The organism is Labilibaculum euxinicum, from assembly GCF_963678175.1.
Lineage (GTDB): Bacteria > Bacteroidota > Bacteroidia > Bacteroidales > Marinifilaceae > Labilibaculum > Labilibaculum euxinus.
In genome coordinates this window covers 1,170,505-1,192,675 of record NZ_OY782756.1, presented here as the reverse complement: position 1 = coordinate 1,192,675, position 22,171 = coordinate 1,170,505, and the positions used below count along the sequence as shown (strand labels likewise).

Below are 22,171 nucleotides of genomic sequence, written 5' to 3'. Positions count from 1 at the left end.
TCTTGAAAATATTAGTACAGGCTCCGATCATATGATCGGAGCTTTTTTTGTGTCCTTTTTTTCTGATAATATGGTTTTAAGTATGAAAACAATATAATGTCACATTTCTCTTTTCACCCCTAAATCCCCTAAAGGGGACTTGTTTACTACATCCAAACAATAGTTCCGCAATCTGTCTGATTAGGAAGAATACAACAATAAATCATTCCTATTACTTAAAGAGAAAAAAAGAATTAATTCACTAAATTCCATTGATATCCTCTCGTGATAAATCCCTTAAGATTTTGAAATTCAGGAACATATTTTCTCGAAACGGGTATTGTCTGATCGTAATTTTTCAAGTGAATTTTATATCCATTCGAATTTCCTTTTGCAGTCTTTATTTGGTTTAAGTTGATTAAGAAAGAGCGATGGCATTGAAAAACAGCATCATTTTCCACCTGATCTACGATATTGGTTAGCGTATTGCGAATACTTGTTGTTTTTACCAGCCCATCAACTAAGTAATAGATGTGGACATGATTTTTAATTGCTTCCAAAAACAGAAAATTATTTATTTCGATTGTAAAATCCGGCTCGGTTTTGTTTGCATTCTCAAAAGTGATCGGGCTGTTGTGCTCCATTGTTTCACCACTCCGTCCTTCTTGAATAATCTGACTCAAATTATTTTTAAGTGTTTTGTTGTACCGAATTAAAACCATTCCGGTAATTGGAAATATGCCAATCGCACTTGTTAGTAATAGTGTATACAGAAAAGACAAGGCGTTTACCTGAAAACCATTAATAATCAATGACAAATAATACAGATTCGATAAGGAAATTAAAATCAGAAGGAAAAGGATGTATCCCATTTCTTTAAGAACAGTCCACTTTTTACTGAAAAGTTGATGAAGCTGTTTTTTGACAAAGCTATTCATGCAAAGCAGACACAGAAAAGTGATCATGCCAAATCCCAACGAAGCGATCATTTTGTTATTTTCATAACTGTAAAATCCAAAAGGCTGAAAAATATACAGAATTGCGCTTACAGCTATTCCAATAAAAAAAAGATGCTTCAGATTTAATACCGAAAACGGGTACTTTCTATTAATGATTTTTATTTGGCTTAAGTTCATTATTTGGGCTCAATACGAATTTGTTATTGGACATAAATATAAGAAAATTTACACTCTGTTTTTTTGAGTTCAAATTAAAGATAGCCATTCTTAATTTCCGGAAAAAACCCATCTTCTTATCAACAAAAAAGCCCCGACAATATCGAGGCATTTTGTTTTGATCCTTTCAAGATCTATTCCTTTTTCTTCTTTCTCTTGATTTTTTTCACTTTTTTACCATTCTGATCATCAACCTCTACTTCTACGGTAACATCTACATCCTTATCCTTTTCAATCCACATTTTCTCATCACCAGAAGTTTTTATTTTGATGATTTTATGACCATCCTCTTCTGTTATTTCAACGTCATCAGAATCGTTGATAATAAAAACTTTCTCTCCTTTTTTACCATGAGATTCCATCATATGCATTTTATGATCTCCTCCTTCCAGCATTTCAATACAGATATCCTTTTTAATACAAGAATCACCACCATGAAGAATTACATTTCCATCCTCATCAGAAATTCTGATTCTATTCATTATTCTCATCTCTTTACCATCGCAAGCTGAATCAGATGAAAAAACAAATGTCTTCATTATTTTCTTGTGTCTGCCATGATTCTCACCCCCATCATCAGAGATCCAAACATGATGCTTTTTTATCAGAGAATCGGACAATCCCCTTAACTCCATCATTTCAAACATTTTTTCGTGACCATCAGCATCATAAAAGACAGTATCGATAACCGTTTCTTTCCCATCTTCAATAAGCTTAACCTTTACATGCGTTTCATGTTTTTCATCTTTTTTTTCTTTCTTCTGAGCCGAAGAGCTTTGAGCAGCAAAAACTGCAAAACAAACCAGCAATAAATAGATTGATAACCGTTTCATATGTTTATAATTTGTTTTTGATTTGTCATATGGAACTTACCATGCTGAGATTATCATCTCCCTGTGTGTCAAAATCTCTTTGGCATGGACGTTTCATAACTTATCTTTTAAATTGGATTAATAATTTCTACAATCAAAATTACGATACTACTTAAACAAAGGCAGTTAAGCTTTAGCTAAAAAGAGTTAAGGAAAGGTTAAAATGAGACGCAGATTATTTATGAAAGAAATGATAAACACAGATAATGAGAGACAAAAAAAGCTGTCCTAAGAGTAGAACAGCTTTTTAAAAATTTATTGATCAGAATTAATTCATCATTTCTAATTCATAACTCTTAATCATTTAGTCCAGTTTTAGTACAGCAAGGAAAGCTTTCTGAGGAACTTCCACATTACCAATCTGTTTCATCTTTTTCTTTCCCTTCTTTTGTTTCTCCAAAAGCTTACGCTTACGCGTGATATCACCACCATAACATTTTGCAGTAACATCTTTACGAACAGCTTTTACGGTTTCTCGGGAAATAATTTTGGCTCCGATGGCTCCCTGAATGGCAATATCAAATTGCTGACGGGGAATTAATTCCTTCAATTTCTCACACATGCGTCGGCCAAACGACTGGGCATTATCGAAGTGAATTAAAGTAGACAAAGCATCCACTCCTTCACCATTCAAAAGAATATCCAACTTCACCAATTTGGCTGGCCGGACACCAATTAAGAAATAATCGAAGGAAGCATATCCTTTCGAAATACTTTTTAGTTTGTCGTAAAAATCGAACACAATCTCTCCCAATGGCATTTCGTAGGTCAACTCTACTCTATCACTGGTTAAGTATTGCTGATTGGTCATTATTCCTCGTTTGCTCATGCAAAGATTCATAATAGACCCGGTATATTCCGACTTGGTAATAATTTGTGCTCTGATAAATGGCTCCTCGATAAAATCCAATGAATTGGGATCCGGCATATCCGACGGATTGTGCATTTCGAATTTATCGCCTTTCTTGGTGTGAGCAATGTACGAAACGTTGGGAACCGTAGTAATTACATTCATATCGAATTCACGATCCAAACGTTCCTGAATAATTTCCATGTGCAGCATGCCCAAAAATCCGCAACGGAAACCAAAACCAAGCGCCATTGATGATTCCGGCTCAAAAGTAAGAGAAGCATCATTCAACCTTAATTTTTCCATCGATGCACGCAAATCTTCATAATCCTCTGAATCGATAGGATATACCCCGGCAAACACCATTGGTTTTACTTCCGCAAAACCATCGATTCCCTCTTTACACGGATTTTCTTTGTGTGTAATGGTATCTCCAACTTTTACTTCGGTTGAAGTTTTAATACCCGAAATAATATACCCAACATCTCCTGTTTTAAGAGATGCTCTTGGCTCCTGTATTAACCTCAATACACCAATCTCATCCGCTTGGTATTCTTTTTTTGTATTTACAAACTTAACCGTGTCGCCTTTCTTTATTTCCCCGTTCATCACACGGATATAAGCAACAATTCCCCGAAACGAGTTGAATTCCGAATCGAAGATGAGAGCCTGTAAAGGAGCTTCTGTATCGCCGGTAGGTGCAGGAACACGTGAAACAATTGCCTCCAGTATTTCAGGTACTCCCTCGCCGGTTTTTCCACTTGCCGAAAGAATATCATCCACATCGCAGCCTAACAAATCCACAATCTGATCTTTTACATCTTCGGGATTTGCATTGGGTAAATCTATTTTATTTAAAACTGGTATGATCTCCAAGTCATTCTCAATGGCCAAATACAAATTGGAAATGGTTTGAGCCTGAATTCCCTGAGTTGCATCAACAATCAACAAGGCTCCTTCGCAGGCAGCTATCGATCGCGAAACTTCATAAGAAAAATCAACATGACCAGGAGTGTCTATTAAATTCAGTACATATTTCTCACCATTTAGCTCATAATCCATTTGTATGGCATGACTCTTAATGGTAATTCCACGTTCGCGTTCTAAATCCATATCATCCAATACCTGAGCTTGTTTCTCACGATCGGTAATGGTGTGGGTCACGTCCAGCAAGCGGTCGGCCAGGGTGCTTTTCCCATGGTCGATATGGGCTATGATACAAAAATTACGTATGTTCTTCATCTTATCAATAACAAATTAAGAATTAGTAATTACGAATTGTCAATTACAAATTACGAACGTTTTTTATCTATTCGTAGTTGGCAATTATTAAATCCCTAACTGAATCCGCAAAGATATTCAAATCCTTGGAATAATAAGAATTTGGTTTGACTGAATAATCATCAACAACTCAATCGATCTCTAACCATCCCACGTCAACCAAAACTTACTAAATATAGCCCTTTCATATACTTCCATTTTTAGATATTGTAAATAAGCAAAAAACATTTCGTTTCAGGTAGGGTATTTTTTTCATTTATCGGTTCACAAGTAAGCGAGCTCATAAAACTTAAATGTAAAATCATAAAAATTAGAATCATGAAAAAGTTTTCTTTTTTACTAGTAGTAAGTTTAGCAGTTATATTTTTCTCTTGTGATAAAAGTGATGATGTAATTGATGTATTGAACGAAGATCAGGTTGAATTGAACAACACGGTTAAAACAGTAGTTGCTTCTGAAGAATTAACCGAAGATGTTATGGTATCGGTTGATTATGAAACTGATTTATTCTCATTTGCTCAGGAATCATTTGATGAGGTTACTTCTTCTACAAAATGTGCCGTTGCTGACCGTTACTGTCAATTCTTTCAACTTTGGAATCGATACAAAACCGATCAGTTGCCTGATGTATCAATTGAATTTGGTGACGAAAATCGTTTCCCAATGACAATTACTATCAATTATAGTGATTCTACTGTTCTAAACAACGGTCGTGTTATTAGTGGTACCATTGCTATTGTGCTAACAGCAGCTCCTTTTACAGATGGCGCAGTTCGTGAAATTACTCTCGACTTAGTGATTGATGGCATTGCTGTTGATGGATGGAAACGTATTGAATATACTGGAGAAAGAGGTGTCTCAAAAATGTTTGCTTATACTAGCGAATTAACATTCACCTTCCCTGATGAAACTACTCTTTTCCGTTCGGAAAATAGAACCAAAGAATGGGTATCAGGATTGGATACAAAATGGGATGTAAGCGACGATAGAATTGAAATCAGAGGTTCTGTTACTTGTGTAGATTCAGAGCAAAATGAATATTCAAAGACAATTGATGTTGAAAATCCGTTGGTAAGAATTGGAACCTGTCGTGTAATTGTAAGTGGATTGGTAATATTTACTCAAAACCAAATTGAATTTGCAAGACTTGATTATGGTGACGGAGAATGTGATAACATAGCAACTTACACATACATTAATGATGCCGGCGAAACAGTAACCGAAGAAATTGAGATTGGAATACACCTAAGACTTAGGGACAAATAGTAGATTTGAATCAATAAAAACTGAAACTGGTGCAGAGTATTGCAATAATCCTCTGCACCAAATTCACCGAAAAAGTTTATTTTTACCTTAAACCAATCCTCTAGCCTTGACACAGGAAGAATTTAAACTCTTATTTGACAACCATTTCGATTCAATCCGGAACTACATTTACTACCGTTCCCGGGATGAAGAACTGGCCACTGATATTGCGCAAGATAGTTTCATGAAATTGTGGGAGAAAAATCTAGAATTCGATGAGAAACCTTTACGATCATTACTTTACAAAATTGCAGGCGATCTTTTTATCAGTAAATACAGAAGAGAAAAAGTAGCCCAAAAATACTTGGTAAAGTTAGAACCTGCTATTGACAATCACTCACCTGAAGACCAATTAGCGTATCAGGAACTTACAACAAAATATGAAACAGCACTGGATGAACTCTCAGAAAAACAACGAACTGTTTTTTTAATGAGCAGAATGGAAGGTTTAAAATATCAGGAAATTGCCGATCGATTAGAATTAAGCGTTAAAGCTGTTGAAAAAAGAATGTCATACGCACTTTCGTATTTAAGAAATGCATTAGGAAGATAAATGAAAAACGACAACCAACATAACGAACTCAAGCCGGACATGGATTTTATCAATTCACTTCCGAAAATCGAAGTCACCTATTCAAAATCCAAAGAGGATGTATGGAAAGAGCTTTCGAAAAAAACCTCTGCTTCAGTGGCACCTGCTAAAGTGAAAAGGATGCAATGGGTGAAATATGCAGCCGCAGCCTGTATAGTAATACTAATCGGATTCACCGGTTTTATTAATCTTTACACAAAAACTATTCATTGTCCAAAAGGGGAACATTTAAGTGTAAACTTACCCGATCAGTCAATAGTCGATTTAAACGCTAACTCAAGCATATCCTACAAACCCTACTGGTGGAAATTTTCGAGAAAAGTGAAATTTGAAGGCGAAGCATTCTTTACAATTACAAAAGGAAACAAATTCGAAATTGCCTCTAACTATGGGAAAACTTATATCTTAGGCACAAGTTTTAATATATATGCCCGGGGAAATCAATACAAAGTAACCTGTTACACCGGAAAAGTAAAAGTTGTTTCAACTCTTACATCCGACAAAATTCTTTTACTGCCAAACGACCACGCTTTCGTTACCAAGAATGGCAAAATAAAGCTTCAGAAATGTAAAAACACCGAGGATAAAATATCATGGCGCAACAATTTATTCCTATTTACTAAAACCCCATTGCAATTGGTTTTCGAAGAAATAGAATTACAGTATGATATTAAAATTGTAGAAAAGGGGAAATTTGATTTAATTTATACCGGGAAGTTTGACAAAGAAAAATCTGTAGAAACGGTACTTCATACTGTCTGTATGCCTCTTGGATTGAAATTTGTAAAAGGACCTAACAACAATTACATCATAACCTCTAATGCCCAATAAGTGAAACGAATCATCATCTTTCTATTATTAGGATTGGTTTTTTCAAATATTTCTGCTCAAAAAATTACAGTTACTGCCAACAAAAAAGCTTTGAGCGAAGTATTGATTGATCTAAGGGATCAATATGATTTTCAACTTTCTTTTAACAACGATTTACTTTCAGCTTATATCGTAAGTCTCGATAAATCTTTTTCTTCGAAAGATAAAACAATAGACTTTTTGCTGCGAAAGCTTCCTCTTAATTACCAAAAATCAAATGAGGTATACTTGATATTTCCGGAAGAGAGAATTGCTCAATATCGAATTTTCGGCCAAATTATGGACAAGGAAAGCCTGGAGCCCCTTCCTTTTTCTCATCTTACCATTAACAATTCGCCCATGGCTACCGATGAGCAGGGGAACTTTTCGTTTACTTCAGAAACAGACAGTACTTTTCGGATTTTAGCTTCCCATTTAGGATACTTTATTCACGATACACTTATAAACCAAGGAGCAAATCAAAATATTTTACTAACAGCTGCGAGCACCGACTTACCTGAAATAACCGTTACCGATAAAATTGTTCAAACATTCATTAAAATGGGCAATCAGGCAGGGAATCTAAAATTAAATCATAAAATTGCGGGTTTTTTACCTACCAACAACGACAATTCTGTATTTGAATTGCTTCGTTTACAGCCAGGAATTCTTGCCGCCGGCGAGCAAAAAAACGACCTGATTATATGGGGATCTTACGAAGGTGAAAGTCAGGTATTATTCGATAACATTACCCTTTGGGGATTAAAAAATGTTTATGAAGATATTGGTGCAGTGAATCCTTTGGTTGTAAAAAACATTGAAGTTTTAAAAGGTGGTTTTGATGCCCGTTACGGCGATCGGGTTGGCGGAATTGTGCACATTACCGGCAAAAACGGCAGTCGGCTTAAACCCACTTTAAATCTAACCTTAAATAATATCACGGCAAGTGGTTCCTACGAACAGCCTATTGGCAAACGATCCTCTCTGCTGTTGGCTTTCCGGCAAACCTATTACAACCTTTTTAAAGATGAACAAATTAAGTATGCTTCATCAAACGCAAACCTTCAGGGACAAGGCTTAGGACAAGCTTTAGTTTCCTCTTTAGGTGATTTGGATGTTGCTCCGGATTATAAATTTCATGATTTCAATTTTAAATTTACAAGCAATTGGGAAAACGGAGATAATTTTTCGCTTAGTTTAATGTCTGGACAAGATCGCTACTCATACGATATTACAACAGAATCGTATACAAATGCAAAAAAGCACAAATACGAAGGCAATGATCAGTTTGGTGGTTCTATTAACTACGGAAAAGTATGGCGAAATGGGAACACCAGCTCGCTATCTGTTTCCCGGTCTGAGTTAGATACAAGAACCAGCGATGTGGTGTCCATTACCCGAATTCGTACCAACGAAGAGTTTTTCAGAAGAGATGATAAATCAAAAAACAACATATTAGAATACAGAGCAACACTTAAAAATTCATTTGTTTTTGCTGAAGATCAGAATTTCGAGACTGGAATTAATTACATCAACGATGAAGTTAATTTAAAGGAAGATTCTCTCGATATCAATATCCTGCACATAAAATCCAAAGCAGACCGGATTGGCTGCTATTTTCAAAACAATCTGAATATTAGCAGCGGTGTTTCCATAAAAGCAGGGTTTCTGGCCAATTATCCAATCAATCTGAAAAAAGTTTATTGGGAGCCCCGAATCTCTCTTAGTCTAAAACTTTCCGAGAGAGTTGCGATCAATGGAGCCTGGGGTTTGTACAAACAATTCATTACAAAAAGTTCTGTCGTAAGTGAAACCGGTGATTTCCGTTACATTTGGGTCGGTGCCAATGAAAAAGACATTCCCGTGTTGGAATCAGTTCATCATGTTGCCGGAGGATCTTACAACAACAATGGATTTACATTTAGCATTGAGGGATATTATAAAAAAACAGACGGACATACACGATATTACAAATACCGGCAAGAAGGCAATATATCTTTGGGTAAAAGCAAAAGTTACGGGTTGGATATTTTTGCCAAAAAGGATCTGGGCGATCATACCTTATGGATCTCTTACACCTTAAGCAAAACTCTCGAAAATTTCGATTATTTTAATACCAACGAATATCGCAGAGCACTGCATGATCAGCGCCATGAAATAAAAACAGCAGGTTTACTGGCTTTAAAACCATTTTACATTTCAGCAAATTATATTTACGGATCAGGCTTTCCTATTTATTCAAGCCGAAACAAAATTGTTGCAGAACCAGATTACACCAGACTTGATGCCGCTCTTATCTACAAGTTCTATCCTAAAAAGACAAAATGCGAACTTGGAGTTTTGTTCCATAATATTCTAGACCGCAACAACATTACCTACGAATCGTACGAGAAAATACCATTGGATCAGATCAATTCGATCAGTATCTATACAGAAACAGTACCTACTTCGATACGTCTGTATTTTAAAATCACAATTTAAATGGTAGTTGATTACTCAAAACACTCCATAAAAAAAAACCGACAAGAAGAATCTTGCCGGTTATCACAACTAATATTAAAACATAATCAAAAAGATGGTCTAAATAATAACAAGAAGAATCTAAGAGATCCGATTAAGCATGGAATGTTTCTCAAAAAAGTATAATCACACCTAACTTACTTTTAAACTACTAATTCTAACGGATTGGATCATTCGTAAATATTTACTAACAAGCCAAAAAGAAATCGTTCATTTCCTCACAGAACCATCACAACTTAGTATTCTTCATGTTTGGTTAATAGTTAGATCATTAATAACACAAGGGGGATAGTGTTACCAACTCTCTAAAAAATTGCAATTGAATTAACAACTACAAATGGTTTTCAAAGTACGTTGTCACCAGAAATTTCCTCAAAACTACTCTTTAAAGCAGCCATACGTTTCTGATGAATCGGAGCTTTCTTTGTATTTGTAACAACAGAATTTAGTTTGCCTGATAATTCATTTCTAAATGCCTCCAATTCTTCAACCGAAACCACTTCTTTAATGGATTCCACCAATTTGGTTAAATTCATTACACAAGCAAATTTATCAACAATCACATTCCCAATTTCAATAGCCTGATTTCGGCTGAGATCTTTGTTAATTTGATCGACTCCAATACATTCAAGAGCTTGATTTAATCCTATAACTGTTTCTAGTTTCTCGGATTTTGTTAATTTTGATAACAGATTTGTTGTATTCATGTTCCGTTTCAAGATTATTTAATTGAATCATTCTCTTGATTTGATGATTCAAATGTAGCTCATGAATTGAGATTACGAAAATCGTTTTTTAATACAAACTACGAAGTTCAAGCAAAATGAATATTGAAAATTACACTGTTTACCAAACAGTTAACTTACACATCTTTTACAATGCCTAAACAACAAATAGACCCTCTGTTTCAATTAATTAAATCGATTTCGAAATCGGAGAAACGAAATTTTAAGCTGTATGCCAATAGAATTAGCAGCGAAAAGGAGACCAAATTTTTACAACTTTTCGATGTTTTGGATAAAATGGATGACTACAATGAGAGCATTATTTTAAAAAAAGCAAAAGAAATAAAGCAATCTCAGCTTCCTAATCTAAAGGCACACTTGTACAAACAACTTCTTACCAGCCTTCGGTTAACGCAGATTAATCATGATATCAGCATCAGTATCCGTGAACAGATTGATCACGCAAAAGTTCTGTATAACAAAGGCCTGTATCAGCAAAGCTTACGAATACTTGATAAAACGAAAGCCCTGGCCCGAAAAAACAAGAAGAATATTTTGGTATTTGAAATTGTCCAATTCGAGAAATTATTAGAATCGCAATACGTTACTAAAAGTATTGAAAACAGAGCCGAAGAAATTACCCGGGAAGCAACAGAAATCAGTAAAATTATGGATGGAGTTGTATTCTTCTCAAATATGTCGATTCGACTTTATGGTTTATATCTTAAAGTTGGATATGTCCGAAACGAGAAAGATTTATTGATGGTGAAAGAATTTTTTAACGCCAACTTACACCCCTATGATATTCAATCCTTAAGTTTCTTTGAGAAATTGTATTTGTTCCAATCCTACGTTTGGTATTATTTAATTGTTCAGGATTTTTTAATGTGCTATAAGTATGCACAAAAGTGGGTTGATCTTTTTCAAACAAATCCGGAGATGATTCATATTCATACCGATTTGTATCTGAAAGGACTGAACAATGTTTTGGCAGCTCTCTTTTACACAAATCATGTAACTACGTTTAAAAAGAACCTGCGCTTATTACGAAAATTGGAGAATGAAGAACAATTCCAGCACAATTCAAATTTAAATATCCTTTTAAATATGTTCCTGTATGTACACCGTATAAACAGGCATTTTATGGATGGAACATTTAATAAGGGAATACATTTAATCCCAAAAATTGAACATTTTCTTGAAGAGAATAAATTTGGAATGGACAATCACCGCGCCCTGGTTTTCTACTATAAAATTGCATGTTTGTATTTCGGCAATGGACAATACAAAGAGGCAATTAAATATTTGAATCGAATTTCAGATGTAAAAGATACCACGCTTCGCGGCGATATTCATTGCTTTGGAAGAATATTAAATCTGATTAGCCACTACGAGTTGGAAAATACAGAACTCTTGGAATACCAAATACGGTCAACTTATCGTTTTCTGGCAAAAATGGACGATTTACAGGAAGTTCAAAAATACATCCTTCGTTTCCTTAGAAAACTAAGTTCGATAAGTCCGGACCAATTGAAAGATGAGTTGAAAAAATCAAGAATTGATTTGCAAAAATGGGTTAATGATCCTTTCGAGAAAAGAGCATTTTTATATTTGGATTTCATGTCGTGGCTGGATTCAAAAATTGAGAACCGGCCTGTACAGGAAATAATTATGGAAAAAATAGAAAAAAACAAGAGATAATAGAAAAGGGGGATCGAACGATCCCCTTTTTTTATTTCTGATAAGCAGACAAATCCTTTTCAAAAAAGTCTGCCGGATTTACAAGTTTTCCATCCTTTTTAAGCTCAAAATGCAAATGAGGGCCAGTTGTTAAACCTGATGTTCCAATTGTTCCAACAAGACCTCCTTTTGATATCTTCTGGCCTTCTTTTACAGAATAGGAATCCATCTGAGAATACAAACTGGAAAACCCATTCTGATGATCTACAATTACAAAACGACCATATCCTTTTCCTTGTACAAATTGGTTGTTCACCTTGGTAACAATCCCATCCGAAACGGAAAGAACTGATGTTCCTTTTGGCGCAGCAATATCCATTCCATTATGAAATCCTTTCTTTTTGGTAATCGGATGAATTCGTTCTCCGTAACCGGAAGAAATGTAAATTTGATCGCCTGGTTTTAATGGAAATGCAAGCGATTCCAGCGGATAAAAATTATCAAAATTCCCCTCTGACAATCTTGGGATTGATTCTGAAAAGCTAAAACTCAATAAACTGATTAAAACCACTGGGATTACCAAAATAATTTTAAGATGTGCTAATTTAGATGTATCTATTTTTTTGATCATTTTAATTCTTTTTAAAGTTAACGATGAATTAAAGGAACTGGTTAAAGCAAACATCATTTGACGTTCTGCATTTCTTAGTAGTAAGGTTTGATAATACACCTTGTCAATTCCTTCATTAAAACATTCCCGATCGGCCAGGTATTCATGCATTTCGATCAATGATCGATTTATTAAATAAATGAAAGGATTAAACCATAAAACCATTTTCACTAACTCAACAAACAATAGGTCGAGAGAATGAAATTGTCTGGCATGTATGGATTCGTGCAAAAGAACATGTTCTTGTTCCGATTCGGTAAGTATTTGCTGATTCAAAAATATGTACCCAAAGAAAGAATACGGCGAAGAATTTTCGTTTACCGATACAATTTTTAAACCATTATAAATTCTTATTTCATTGGCTTTTATTAATTTAAAGAGATGAAATACATGTTTAGCAATCCGAAAAAAAGAAACAGAAACTCCTAAAAAATACAAAATCCATACAACTGAAATCATAGAAAATAAAGGTGTTCCTGGCTCCAATTCATTTGATTGCAAAATTTCTGTTTGAAATGACTGTTCAAATTCCCATACAAATTTATTGGCTGCAGAAAAATTCTCAGTCTGAAATGAAAAATTTAACAGAGGGATAATCAACGAAATAAATGTAACAAACAGGAGATAGTATCTATTTCTGCTTGTAAAAGTATCTCCGGACAAAAATAATTTGTACATGAAATAAAATCCAGCCAAACAAATACTGGATTCCAGCAAATAAATTCCAAACTCAGCCATTTTTCTTCTTATTATGAATTTGTTCCTCAATTAGAACTCTCATTTCCTCCAATTCCGAAAGTGATAAATCCTGTTCGCGAGTAAAAAAGGAAGTAAATCCTCCAACCGAATCGTTAAAGAAACTCTTCATTACTCCTTTCATAAACGCACGAGTGTAAGCTCTTTTAGAGATTAATGGATAGTACTGATTTACTTTCCCATAAGTTGTAAAACCGATTATTCCCTTTTTTACCAAAACCCGAACCACTGTTGATATTGTTGTATATGCCGGTCTTGGATTTGGAAATTCCTCAATAATATCTTTAAGAAAAGCTTTTTCCAGCTTCCATAAATATTGCATAACTTGTTCTTCCGCCTTTGTTAATTCTTTCATGGTGCTAATGTATGACTATTTTTATAGTTGTGCAACTATTTAAATAGTCACAACGAAAAAAAATGCAATTCAGAATACGTGTATCCCGTCATGAAACTGTCATATACATAGAGAATTCTATTTAGTATACACAAAAATATATATCATGAAAAGCCTGCTAACAGTATGTATTTCTATTCTTTTAGGTGGATGTGCAAGTTCATATGTATCTTTTCAAAACATTGAAAAACCAAAGAAACAATATCACAAAATATTTGTAATTACGATTTTTAATGAAATAAATGTTAAAACATTAAATGAAGAAACTTACGATAAATATTTCAGGGATAATATTAATGATCTGAAATCGATGGATAGCAGAAGACTTCTGGAGAATGTTCTTAGAAATGAAATATCCAATCCAAGAACTCCAATCACATCATCAAAAGACAAATTCAAAATAAATATTGATATTAATTACAATGATTTTATTTCAACTTTACGCAAATCTGATACTGAAGCGATTCTTCTTATCAATGAAACAGATTACTATTATGAGGTAAGCGAAAGAATTAGTAAGTGTGGAGAAATTAAAAAATCAGAAAGTCCGAAAGCTGTATTTCAAGCCTACTTAATAGATATAAATAGTATGCAACCTTTTTGGGTTGGTAAAATTTATTCTTCGGGCACGCAATGGGATGATGCCGGCACAATCTACAGGAGTATGAGCAGAAGGCTAAATAAACGACTAATCAAAGAAAAAATTCTATTGCCTCCTTTATTGATACGCAAGTAAAGAAAATAAAAAAGGCGGCCAAACAGCCGCCTTCTATATTCCAGATGAAGAATGATTACATCATACCAGGCATTCCGCCACCCATTCCACCACCCATTGGCATAGCAGGAGCTTCTTCCTTTATTTCAATCAAAACACATTCTGTAGTTAAGAACATACCAGCTATTGAAGCCGCATTTTCAAGAGCTACGCGAGATACTTTAGCAGGATCAATAACACCGGTTTCAAATAGATTCTGATATTCTCCGATACGCGCATTGTAACCAAAGTCTCCTTTTCCAGCTCTCACCTTATCAACAACAACTGCACCTTCGCCGCCAGCATTGGCAACAATCTGACGCAATGGCTCTTCAATAGCACGCTTTATAATCTCAATACCGGTTGTTTCGTCCTCGTTCTCACCTTTAAGGTTCTCTAAAGCAGCAATTGCACGAATGTACGCTACGCCACCTCCAGGAACAATGCCTTCTTCAACAGCGGCACGAGTAGCACTCAATGCATCATCAACACGATCTTTTTTCTCTTTCATTTCAACTTCAGAAGCTGCTCCAACATAAAGTACAGCAACACCACCAGCTAATTTGGCTAATCTTTCCTGAAGTTTTTCTTTATCGTAATCAGAAGTTGAATTCTCGATTAAAGTTTTGATTTGAGAAACACGGGCAACAATACCATCTTTTTCTCCACTTCCATTTACAATCGTTGTGTTTTCTTTATCAATGGTAATTTTTTCTGATTGACCAAGCATTTCCAAGGTTGCCTGCTCCAATTTCATTCCTTTTTCTTCAGAAATAACAACTCCGCCTGTAAGAATAGCAATATCTTCCAACATTTCTTTTCTTCTGTCACCAAAACCAGGAGCCTTAACAGCAGCAACTTTTAATGAACCTCTTAAACGATTCACAACCAAAGTGGCCAATGCTTCGCCTTCTACGTCTTCTGCAATAATCATTAACGGACGACCTGATTGAGCAACTGGTTCAAGAACCGGCATTAACTCTTTCATTGTAGAAATTTTCTTGTCGTACAATAAAATATATGGATTCTCCAAATCAGCTTCCATTTTTTCAGGATCGGTAATGAAATACGGAGAAATGTATCCTCTGTCAAATTGCATTCCTTCAACCACTTTCACGTAAGTTTCAGTTCCTTTTGCCTCTTCAACAGTAATTACACCTTCTTTTTTCACTTTTTCCATTGCCTCAGCAATCAGTGCACCAATAGTCTCGTCATTATTTGCAGAGATTTTAGCAACTTGCTTGATCTTGTCGAAGTTATCTCCAACTTCCTGAGCTTGCTCTTTAATGTTAGCAACAACAGCTGCAACGGCAATATCAATACCACGTTTTAAATCCATTGGATTCGCACCGGCTGTTACATTTTTCAATCCAACATTTACAATAGATTGCGCCAAAACAGTTGCTGTCGTAGTTCCATCACCAGCATCATCACCAGTTTTCGAAGCAACTTCCTTAACCATCTGAGCACCCATATTTGCTCCTGGATCAGCCAATTCAATTTCCTTTGCAACAGTAACTCCATCTTTGGTAATCTGAGGTGCACCAAACTTGCGATCAATCACAACATTTCTACCCTTAGGTCCTAAAGTTACTTTTACTGCATTTGCCAACTCATCAACACCTTTTTTTAAAAGGTCGCGGGCTTCTATATTAAATTTAATTTCTTTAGCCATTTCTTACTTAATTTTGAAAGTTTGTGTAATTAATTATGCAATGTACAAAACGTCTGATTGAGACATTAACAGATAATCATCTCCATCAATTACCAGTTCTGTTCCTGAATATTTGCCATAAAAAACCGTATCTCCGATTTTTAATTCCATTGGTTCATCTTTCTTATCAGAACCAACCAATACTACTTTACCTTGCATTGGCTTTTCTTTTGCAGCATCCGGAATAATGATACCACTTGCAGTTTTTTCTTCAGCTTTAATAGCTTCAACCAAAATTTTACCAGCAAGAATTCTACCTTTTAAGTCTGCCATTTTCAAAATATTTTAAGTTTTAAATTACAATTTATGATTCATTCTCTTTCACAATTCATGCCAAAAGAAATTCATTGACAATATTGCCACAATACTGTTCCTATTTTAAAGCATCAATAACAAATGTGAAAAAGACTTATCAACATTTCAGCTGGGAATGAATAAATATACTGAAAAACAGAACGATAACAAGACAAAAAAAATGTCAGTATGATATGACATACTGACATTTATTTATATCAATGATATTTTTCTTCTCTTATTTTGCTGTATCCTTTTCTGTAGAAGGAGCTTCAGTAGGGAAAGTAGGAACATCAGTAGCAGTTTCAGTTTCCTGCAATTGCTGCTCGATTTGTGATTTCTGACCTTCTACTTCACCACGATCAATAGTCATCGCAGCTAAAAGACAAAGAACTAATAAACTTCCGGCCAAACCCCAGGTTGCTTTCTCAAGGAAATCAGTTGTTTTCTTAACTCCCATAATTTGGTTTGAGGATGAAAAGTTTGAAGCTAATCCACCTCCTTTAGAGTTCTGTACTAATACGATTAGCACTAAAAGTACACAAACAATAAAGATCAATACTAAAACAAAGGTATACATACTTATCTTATTTACTATTTTTTAATTTTTCTATTCTCTCAATCTGACTCGCAAAGTAAGCGTTTTTTTCGGGATTTTTCAAAACTAATTTGTCATAAACAGCAATAGCCTTATCGAACAGTTTCTGTTTCACGTAGATAGAGGCCAAAGTTTCACTAATAAAACCATCTTTATCCTCTAAACTTCCCAATGAAATATCCTCTTGTTTATCAACAACTTTAATGTTCCTGCTTATTCTTGGTTCATTTTGAATAAAACTATCAATCAGATCAATTCCTTTTTTCGATTTTTCCTTATCTGAATCCGAATGAAATTCATTACTGTCTTTCTTATTAACAACTGTCATCCAATCAGTAAAGGTGTGACTTTCATCCTTATCCGATTCTGTTTTCCTGATCTTTGGTTCTTCTGATAAAGTATATAAATTACCACCAAAACCAATATGATAAACCTCTGTTGCCGCCACCAATAATTCCGAGTCGCTCAACTGCTTTTCTGTTTGTAACTTCTCAGTTTTCGCTGTAGATTCCTCTTTTTTGTTTTCAGAATCAGCGATCTCCAAAATTTCATCATTTGCAGCAAACAAATTTTCAGATTCCACAGGATTATTCTGATCATTCAAAACCTCAGAATCCATTACTTCCGACTCCTCTGATAATTGAAACAATCCATCCTGCTCCTCCGCTTCTATTTCAGATACAAGTGACTTTTCATCGATCAGAAGATCTGTACTTTCCTCTTGTGTAACAGGCTCTGGTGTTTCTGGAGCAATAAGTATGTTTTCGCTACTCTTAAAACGGGATTGTATCTTAATTTGATCTTGAATTAACAAAAACAACTGACGCCGGTCTGGAATGTACAAAGCTGAATTTCTCAACTCTTCTTTAAACCGAATGCTTTGGCTGTCATGCAAGTTTTTCAACAAGAGTAGATGAGCAGTCTGAAAATAAGGATATTTGTCAATCAGACTTTTTAATTCCCGATGACTGTTCCGATCCATTTTCGCTGAATTTCTAATCCAATCCTGTAATAAACTTTGATCCATTTTTTACCAGTTTACAACCGCTTCATTGTATATATCATCAATAATATCTTCTAAAATCTCTGCCACTAATCCTTCTTCCACTTCACTTAACTGTTTGGTACTATCAAAATCCCGAAAGGCTGAAAAGCTCTTATCAAAATCATTATCAGGCTCTATTTCGTTTGTGAAACGAACTTTTACAGTAACCGTTAATCGATTGGTTGCAGAAATATCATCTGCAGTAACATCTAAAGCCTGAGTTCTGTATCCGGTTATTTCTCCTTCAAAATTCAAATGTCCTTCTCCATCTACAATTTCATCCAAAGTAGTTTGCCCACGAAATTTTTCTTTAAGTGCCTCCGTAAACTGATTACTCAAATTAGGATTTACAAGGGGAGCTCTATTAGGAAAAAATTGCACCGAAAAAGTTTTCACCTCAGGAGAAAGGGTTCCTCCTGTAAATGAATAGGACACCTTACATGCTGTTACCACAAAGGCAACACAAAAACTTAAAAACAAGACTTTAATTAAATTCATATGATTATAATATGTTTTTTAGTTGCCATACGGAACTTACCATGAACCAATAATCATGCCTCTGTGTGTCACAATTGCCTGTCATAGAAGTTTCATAATATTGGGAAATAAAAATAACAATAAATTGTGAATATTAGTTGATATCGTATTCTTTGATTTTACGATACAGTGTCCGCTCAGATATTCCTAAGTCCTGCGCAGCGTACTTCCGTTTTCCATTGTGCTTCTCCAAGGCTTTCCTGATCAATTCAACCTCCTTATCTTCAAGCGATAAAGATTCCTCAACAAATTCCTCTGTATCTTGAATTACCGAATCTTTAGGCGATGAAATAGTTGAAGAAGTTTGCGCCGAAGATTGATGATGAAGAATATCAATCTCCTGATCTTCATACAGCTTCCGGATAAGCAAAGCGTTATCTTTTTGCAAAGACGAAGAATCTCCACTTGTTTGCATCAACTCAAACACTAACTTTTTCAAATCAGTCATGTCCTTTTTCATATCAAAAAGAACCTTGTAAAGTATTTCCCTTTCTGAAGAAAAGGCCTGATCTTTTTTAGACACATCAGTATAAATAGCGGGTAACATATGCTCATCATTCCTTGGAAGATAGTTCCTCAGTATGTCAGCACTAATTTGCCTTTCCTTTTCAATAATGGAAACTTGCTCTGTAATATTTTTCAATTGTCGAATATTCCCAGGCCAGCGATAAGACTTCAATAACTGTTGAGCTCCGGGATCAAGACGCAAAGGCGGCATTCTATATTTTTCAGCAAAATCTTGTGCAAATTTTCGGAACAGCAGATAAATATCCTCTTGTCTCTCCCTCAGAGGAGGCATGTTGATAGGTACAGTATTTAAACGGTAATACAAATCCTCTCTAAATTTACCATCTTTTACAGCTTTAGGAACATTAAGATTTGTTGCGGCAACAACTCTTACATCTGATTTTAAAACTTTTGATGAACCAACTTTAATGAACTCACCGGTTTCCAAAACACGTAACAAACGAACCTGTGTCGATAATGGCAATTCACCAATCTCGTCCAAAAAAATGGTTCCTTTATTAGCTACCTCAAAATATCCCTTCCGATCTGATAAGGCTCCCGTAAATGCACCCTTTTCATGTCCAAATAATTCTGAATCAATAGTCCCTTCCGGAATAGCGCCACAATTCACAGCTATATATGGTGCATGTTTTCGAGAGCTGAATTGATGTATTATTTGAGGAAACACTTCTTTTCCGGTTCCGCTCTCTCCTGTAATTAATACCGATAAATCAGTTGGGGCAACCTGAATAGCAATGTCAAGCGATCTGTTCAAAGAATATGTATTCCCGATAATTGAGAAACGATGTTTTATTGTTTGTATATCCATCAAAAAAATCTAATTTGATTGTTACCTAAATAAAAAACATGAAATTTTATCATGCTACCTGACAAAATTACTACTTTTTAGATTTAGAAGGCTATTCTGCCTAATTAATATCTTTAAAGATTGTTAATTTTCAGTATCTTTTTCACGCAATCTCAGTAATACTTCATATTACAAATAGTAAAATCCAAGAGCCTATGTCAATCCATCTCAAAAGTCTTAAAGAATCAAATGAATTTTTAAATATTTTATTCAACAATATAACATCAGCAATATTTATTCTAGATAAGCATACCCGCGTTAAAAGTGTAAACGAGTCTTTTACACTCCTCTTTCAAAAAAGAGAAGAAAAGGTACTTGATAAATTATGTGGAAATTCCTTAGGATGTCAATACACCGTTGATGAAAATGCTTTATGTGGTGAAACCTCTCAATGTAAAAACTGTAAATTGAGAAGTGATCTTCTGCTTACCATGTGCCAAAAAGTTCCAACAAATGATAAAAAACTTACCCGAGGTTTTTACTCAAATAACCAAAAAGAAACCAAACATTTTTTGTATTCAACCCGACACATACAATATGGTGGAAATGAATATATTTTGGTAATTCTTGATGACCATACTGAGTTAGAGAATAGCAGGAATAAACTTGAAGAACAGAATGAAATACTTCGTGTACTTAATGAGCAAAAATCAAAATTTCTGGGTATAGCCGCACACGACCTTCGTAATCCTATTGGCGCAATAAAATCCTTTTCCAATCTGCTCTTAGATTCGTATCACGATTTTTCCGATGAAGATAGAATTGAATTCATGGAATTAATAAAAGACAGCAGTCAGTTTTCCCTTGACCTGATTAATGAGTTATTAGATATCTCCAAAATTGAACTGGGTAAACTCAAACTGGATAAGAAGGAACAAAATATTCAGGAAATAATTGAAAATACAATAAAAATCAATAAGATTTTCGCAAAAAAAAAGAACATCCAAATCAATTTTAATCCAACAATAAGTATTATTTCAATTTGGATCGACAAAAATAAAATTGAGCAGGTATTGCACAATCTATTAAGCAATGCTATTAAATACTCTAACCCAGATACAACAATATCTGTCATTCTTAAAAAGAACAATTCATATATTGAAATATCAGTTACAGATCAGGGCGTTGGTATTCCAGATCAGGAAGTAAAAAATTTATTTACCGAATTTGGAACAACCAGTGCAAAAACTACAGCTAATGAAAGTAGTACTGGTTTAGGTTTAGCTATCGCTAAAAAAATTGTGAACGGTCATGGTGGAAGAATAATGGCTCATAGCAAACTAGGGGAAGGTTCTGAATTTTTGTTTACTTTGCCATTAAATTAAAACACGCAAAATAAAACAAAAATGAAATTCTTAGGAATTATACCTGCAAGATATGCATCTACTAGGTTTCCTGGTAAACCTTTGGCCGATATTAACGGCAAACCAATGATTCAAAAAGTATACGAGCAAGCTCTTAAAGCACTTGATCATGTTTATGTTGCTACTGATGATAAAAGAATAGAGGAAGCTGTTAAAAGTTTTGGAGGAAAAATAATCATGACCTCTCCAAATCATCAAAGCGGAACCGATCGAATTGCTGAAGCGGCTAATATTATCTCCCAAAATTTAAAACTTGATTTCGACGTAGTTATTAACATTCAGGGCGATGAGCCTTTTATTCAGCCTGAACAAATTAATTCATTAAAATCCTGCTTCAATAATCCGGCTACCGAAATTGCAACATTAATAAAAGCAATTACAAATACTGCTGAAATTTTTGATCCAAATAAAGTCAAGGTGGTAACTGCTAAGGATAATCGCGCCTTATATTTCAGCCGGTCACCAATCCCGTTTGTTCGTGGCGAAGATCAGGATAAATGGCTGTCTCAAAATACTTTCTACAAACACATAGGGATGTATGCCTACCGATTTGATGCTTTAATGAAGGTTACGAAACTAGAACAAAGCAAATTAGAATTATCAGAATCTTTAGAACAATTACGTTGGCTTGAGAATGGTTATTGGATACAAACAGAAATAACTGAACACGAATCGATAGGAATAGATACTCCTGAAGATTTACTTAGAGTAAAGGAAATGGGACTTTTATAGTCCTTTTTTTATACTTTAACTTTTCATTAAGACTTATTAGGAAGCCATTAACCAATAATGAATCTTGCTCTTTATATATTTGAATTGTATCTTCAGATATCTATATAAAA

General features: G+C 34.7%; 20 protein-coding genes. 8 read left to right on the top strand and 12 right to left on the bottom strand.

The window, feature by feature from the left end; genetic code table 11:
- Positions 1-233 precede the first annotated feature (233 nt).
- The 3 genes from ACY0M5_RS05125 to lepA form a co-directional block, all read right to left on the bottom strand.
- Positions 234-917 (bottom strand): LytR/AlgR family response regulator transcription factor, encoded by a 684-nt coding sequence (locus tag ACY0M5_RS05125; protein WP_461631021.1) that lies wholly within the window; start codon positions 915-917, stop codon positions 234-236.
- A gap of 371 nt (positions 918-1,288) precedes the next feature.
- Positions 1,289-1,987, bottom strand: a complete 699-nt coding sequence (locus ACY0M5_RS05120; RefSeq protein WP_461631020.1) for a hypothetical protein — start codon at positions 1,985-1,987, stop codon at positions 1,289-1,291.
- A 343-nt stretch (positions 1,988-2,330) separates the two neighbouring features.
- On the bottom strand, positions 2,331-4,118 hold the full coding sequence (lepA, locus tag ACY0M5_RS05115; RefSeq protein WP_124993978.1) for a translation elongation factor 4: 1,788 nt from the start codon (positions 4,116-4,118) through the stop codon (positions 2,331-2,333).
- A 357-nt stretch (positions 4,119-4,475) separates the two neighbouring features.
- Between lepA and ACY0M5_RS05110 the strand changes: the two genes are divergently transcribed.
- The 4 genes from ACY0M5_RS05110 to ACY0M5_RS05095 all read left to right on the top strand — a co-directional run bounded on the left by ACY0M5_RS05110 (position 4,476) and on the right by ACY0M5_RS05095 (position 9,384).
- Positions 4,476-5,423, top strand: a complete 948-nt coding sequence (locus ACY0M5_RS05110) for a hypothetical protein (protein WP_461631019.1) — start codon at positions 4,476-4,478, stop codon at positions 5,421-5,423.
- Positions 5,424-5,529: 106 nt separating this feature from the next.
- Positions 5,530-6,015 carry a sigma-70 family RNA polymerase sigma factor gene (locus tag ACY0M5_RS05105; RefSeq protein WP_321320423.1) on the top strand — a complete coding sequence of 162 codons (486 nt, stop codon included), beginning with the start codon at positions 5,530-5,532 and terminating at the stop codon, positions 6,013-6,015.
- Positions 6,016-6,885 carry a FecR family protein gene (locus ACY0M5_RS05100; protein ID WP_461631018.1) on the top strand — a complete coding sequence of 290 codons (870 nt, stop codon included), beginning with the start codon at positions 6,016-6,018 and terminating at the stop codon, positions 6,883-6,885.
- Positions 6,886-9,384 carry a TonB-dependent receptor gene (locus tag ACY0M5_RS05095; protein WP_461631017.1) on the top strand — a complete coding sequence of 833 codons (2,499 nt, stop codon included), beginning with the start codon at positions 6,886-6,888 and terminating at the stop codon, positions 9,382-9,384.
- A 383-nt stretch (positions 9,385-9,767) separates the two neighbouring features.
- On the opposite strand, the gene ACY0M5_RS05090 is transcribed toward ACY0M5_RS05095, so the two are convergent.
- The gene (locus ACY0M5_RS05090) at positions 9,768-10,130 is read right to left on the bottom strand and encodes a hypothetical protein (RefSeq protein ID WP_461631016.1); all 363 of its coding nucleotides are present in this window, start codon (positions 10,128-10,130) and stop codon (positions 9,768-9,770) included.
- A gap of 171 nt (positions 10,131-10,301) precedes the next feature.
- Here ACY0M5_RS05090 and ACY0M5_RS05085 point away from each other — a divergent pair, with 171 nt between their 5' ends.
- Positions 10,302-11,849: a hypothetical protein gene (locus tag ACY0M5_RS05085; RefSeq protein ID WP_124993984.1), complete on the top strand. Its 1,548-nt coding sequence runs from the start codon at positions 10,302-10,304 to the stop codon at positions 11,847-11,849.
- A 31-nt stretch (positions 11,850-11,880) separates the two neighbouring features.
- On the opposite strand, the gene ACY0M5_RS05080 is transcribed toward ACY0M5_RS05085, so the two are convergent.
- Together ACY0M5_RS05080 and ACY0M5_RS05075 are read right to left on the bottom strand one after the other, a co-directional pair.
- Complete coding sequence (locus ACY0M5_RS05080) at positions 11,881-13,236, bottom strand: peptidoglycan DD-metalloendopeptidase family protein (protein WP_461631015.1); 1,356 nt, start codon at positions 13,234-13,236, stop codon at positions 11,881-11,883.
- Complete coding sequence (locus tag ACY0M5_RS05075; protein WP_461631014.1) at positions 13,229-13,609, bottom strand: BlaI/MecI/CopY family transcriptional regulator; 381 nt, start codon at positions 13,607-13,609, stop codon at positions 13,229-13,231. Before ACY0M5_RS05075 ends, ACY0M5_RS05080 begins: the two co-directional genes overlap by 8 nt.
- Positions 13,610-13,754: 145 nt before the next feature.
- Between ACY0M5_RS05075 and ACY0M5_RS05070 the strand changes: the two genes are divergently transcribed.
- A complete protein-coding gene (locus tag ACY0M5_RS05070; RefSeq protein WP_461631013.1) occupies positions 13,755-14,384 on the top strand; it encodes a hypothetical protein in 630 nt (209 codons plus the stop codon).
- A gap of 55 nt (positions 14,385-14,439) precedes the next feature.
- Here the strand turns inward: ACY0M5_RS05070 and groL are convergent, their stop codons facing one another.
- From groL to ACY0M5_RS05040, 6 genes are all read right to left on the bottom strand, one after another.
- Positions 14,440-16,077, bottom strand: coding sequence for a chaperonin GroEL (groL, locus tag ACY0M5_RS05065; protein WP_124993988.1), 1,638 nt, complete (start codon positions 16,075-16,077; stop codon positions 14,440-14,442).
- Positions 16,078-16,110: 33 nt separating this feature from the next.
- Positions 16,111-16,389, bottom strand: coding sequence for a co-chaperone GroES (locus ACY0M5_RS05060; RefSeq protein ID WP_101311744.1), 279 nt, complete (start codon positions 16,387-16,389; stop codon positions 16,111-16,113).
- A gap of 259 nt (positions 16,390-16,648) precedes the next feature.
- On the bottom strand, positions 16,649-16,990 hold the full coding sequence (gene secG / locus ACY0M5_RS05055) for a preprotein translocase subunit SecG (RefSeq protein ID WP_101311745.1): 342 nt from the start codon (positions 16,988-16,990) through the stop codon (positions 16,649-16,651).
- A gap of 7 nt (positions 16,991-16,997) precedes the next feature.
- Entirely contained in the window at positions 16,998-18,035 is a 1,038-nt protein-coding gene (locus ACY0M5_RS05050; RefSeq protein ID WP_461631012.1) for a hypothetical protein, read from the bottom strand.
- A gap of 3 nt (positions 18,036-18,038) precedes the next feature.
- Entirely contained in the window at positions 18,039-18,551 is a 513-nt protein-coding gene (locus ACY0M5_RS05045; protein ID WP_124993990.1) for an LptE family protein, read from the bottom strand.
- Positions 18,552-18,684: 133 nt separating this feature from the next.
- Complete coding sequence (locus ACY0M5_RS05040; RefSeq protein ID WP_461631011.1) at positions 18,685-19,929, bottom strand: sigma-54 interaction domain-containing protein; 1,245 nt, start codon at positions 19,927-19,929, stop codon at positions 18,685-18,687.
- A 191-nt stretch (positions 19,930-20,120) separates the two neighbouring features.
- Here ACY0M5_RS05040 and ACY0M5_RS05035 point away from each other — a divergent pair, with 191 nt between their 5' ends.
- Entirely contained in the window at positions 20,121-21,290 is a 1,170-nt protein-coding gene (locus tag ACY0M5_RS05035) for a sensor histidine kinase (RefSeq protein ID WP_461631010.1), read from the top strand.
- 21 nt (positions 21,291-21,311) lie between these two features.
- A complete protein-coding gene (gene kdsB, locus ACY0M5_RS05030) occupies positions 21,312-22,061 on the top strand; it encodes a 3-deoxy-manno-octulosonate cytidylyltransferase (RefSeq protein WP_461631009.1) in 750 nt (249 codons plus the stop codon).
- Positions 22,062-22,171: the final 110 nt, after the last annotated feature.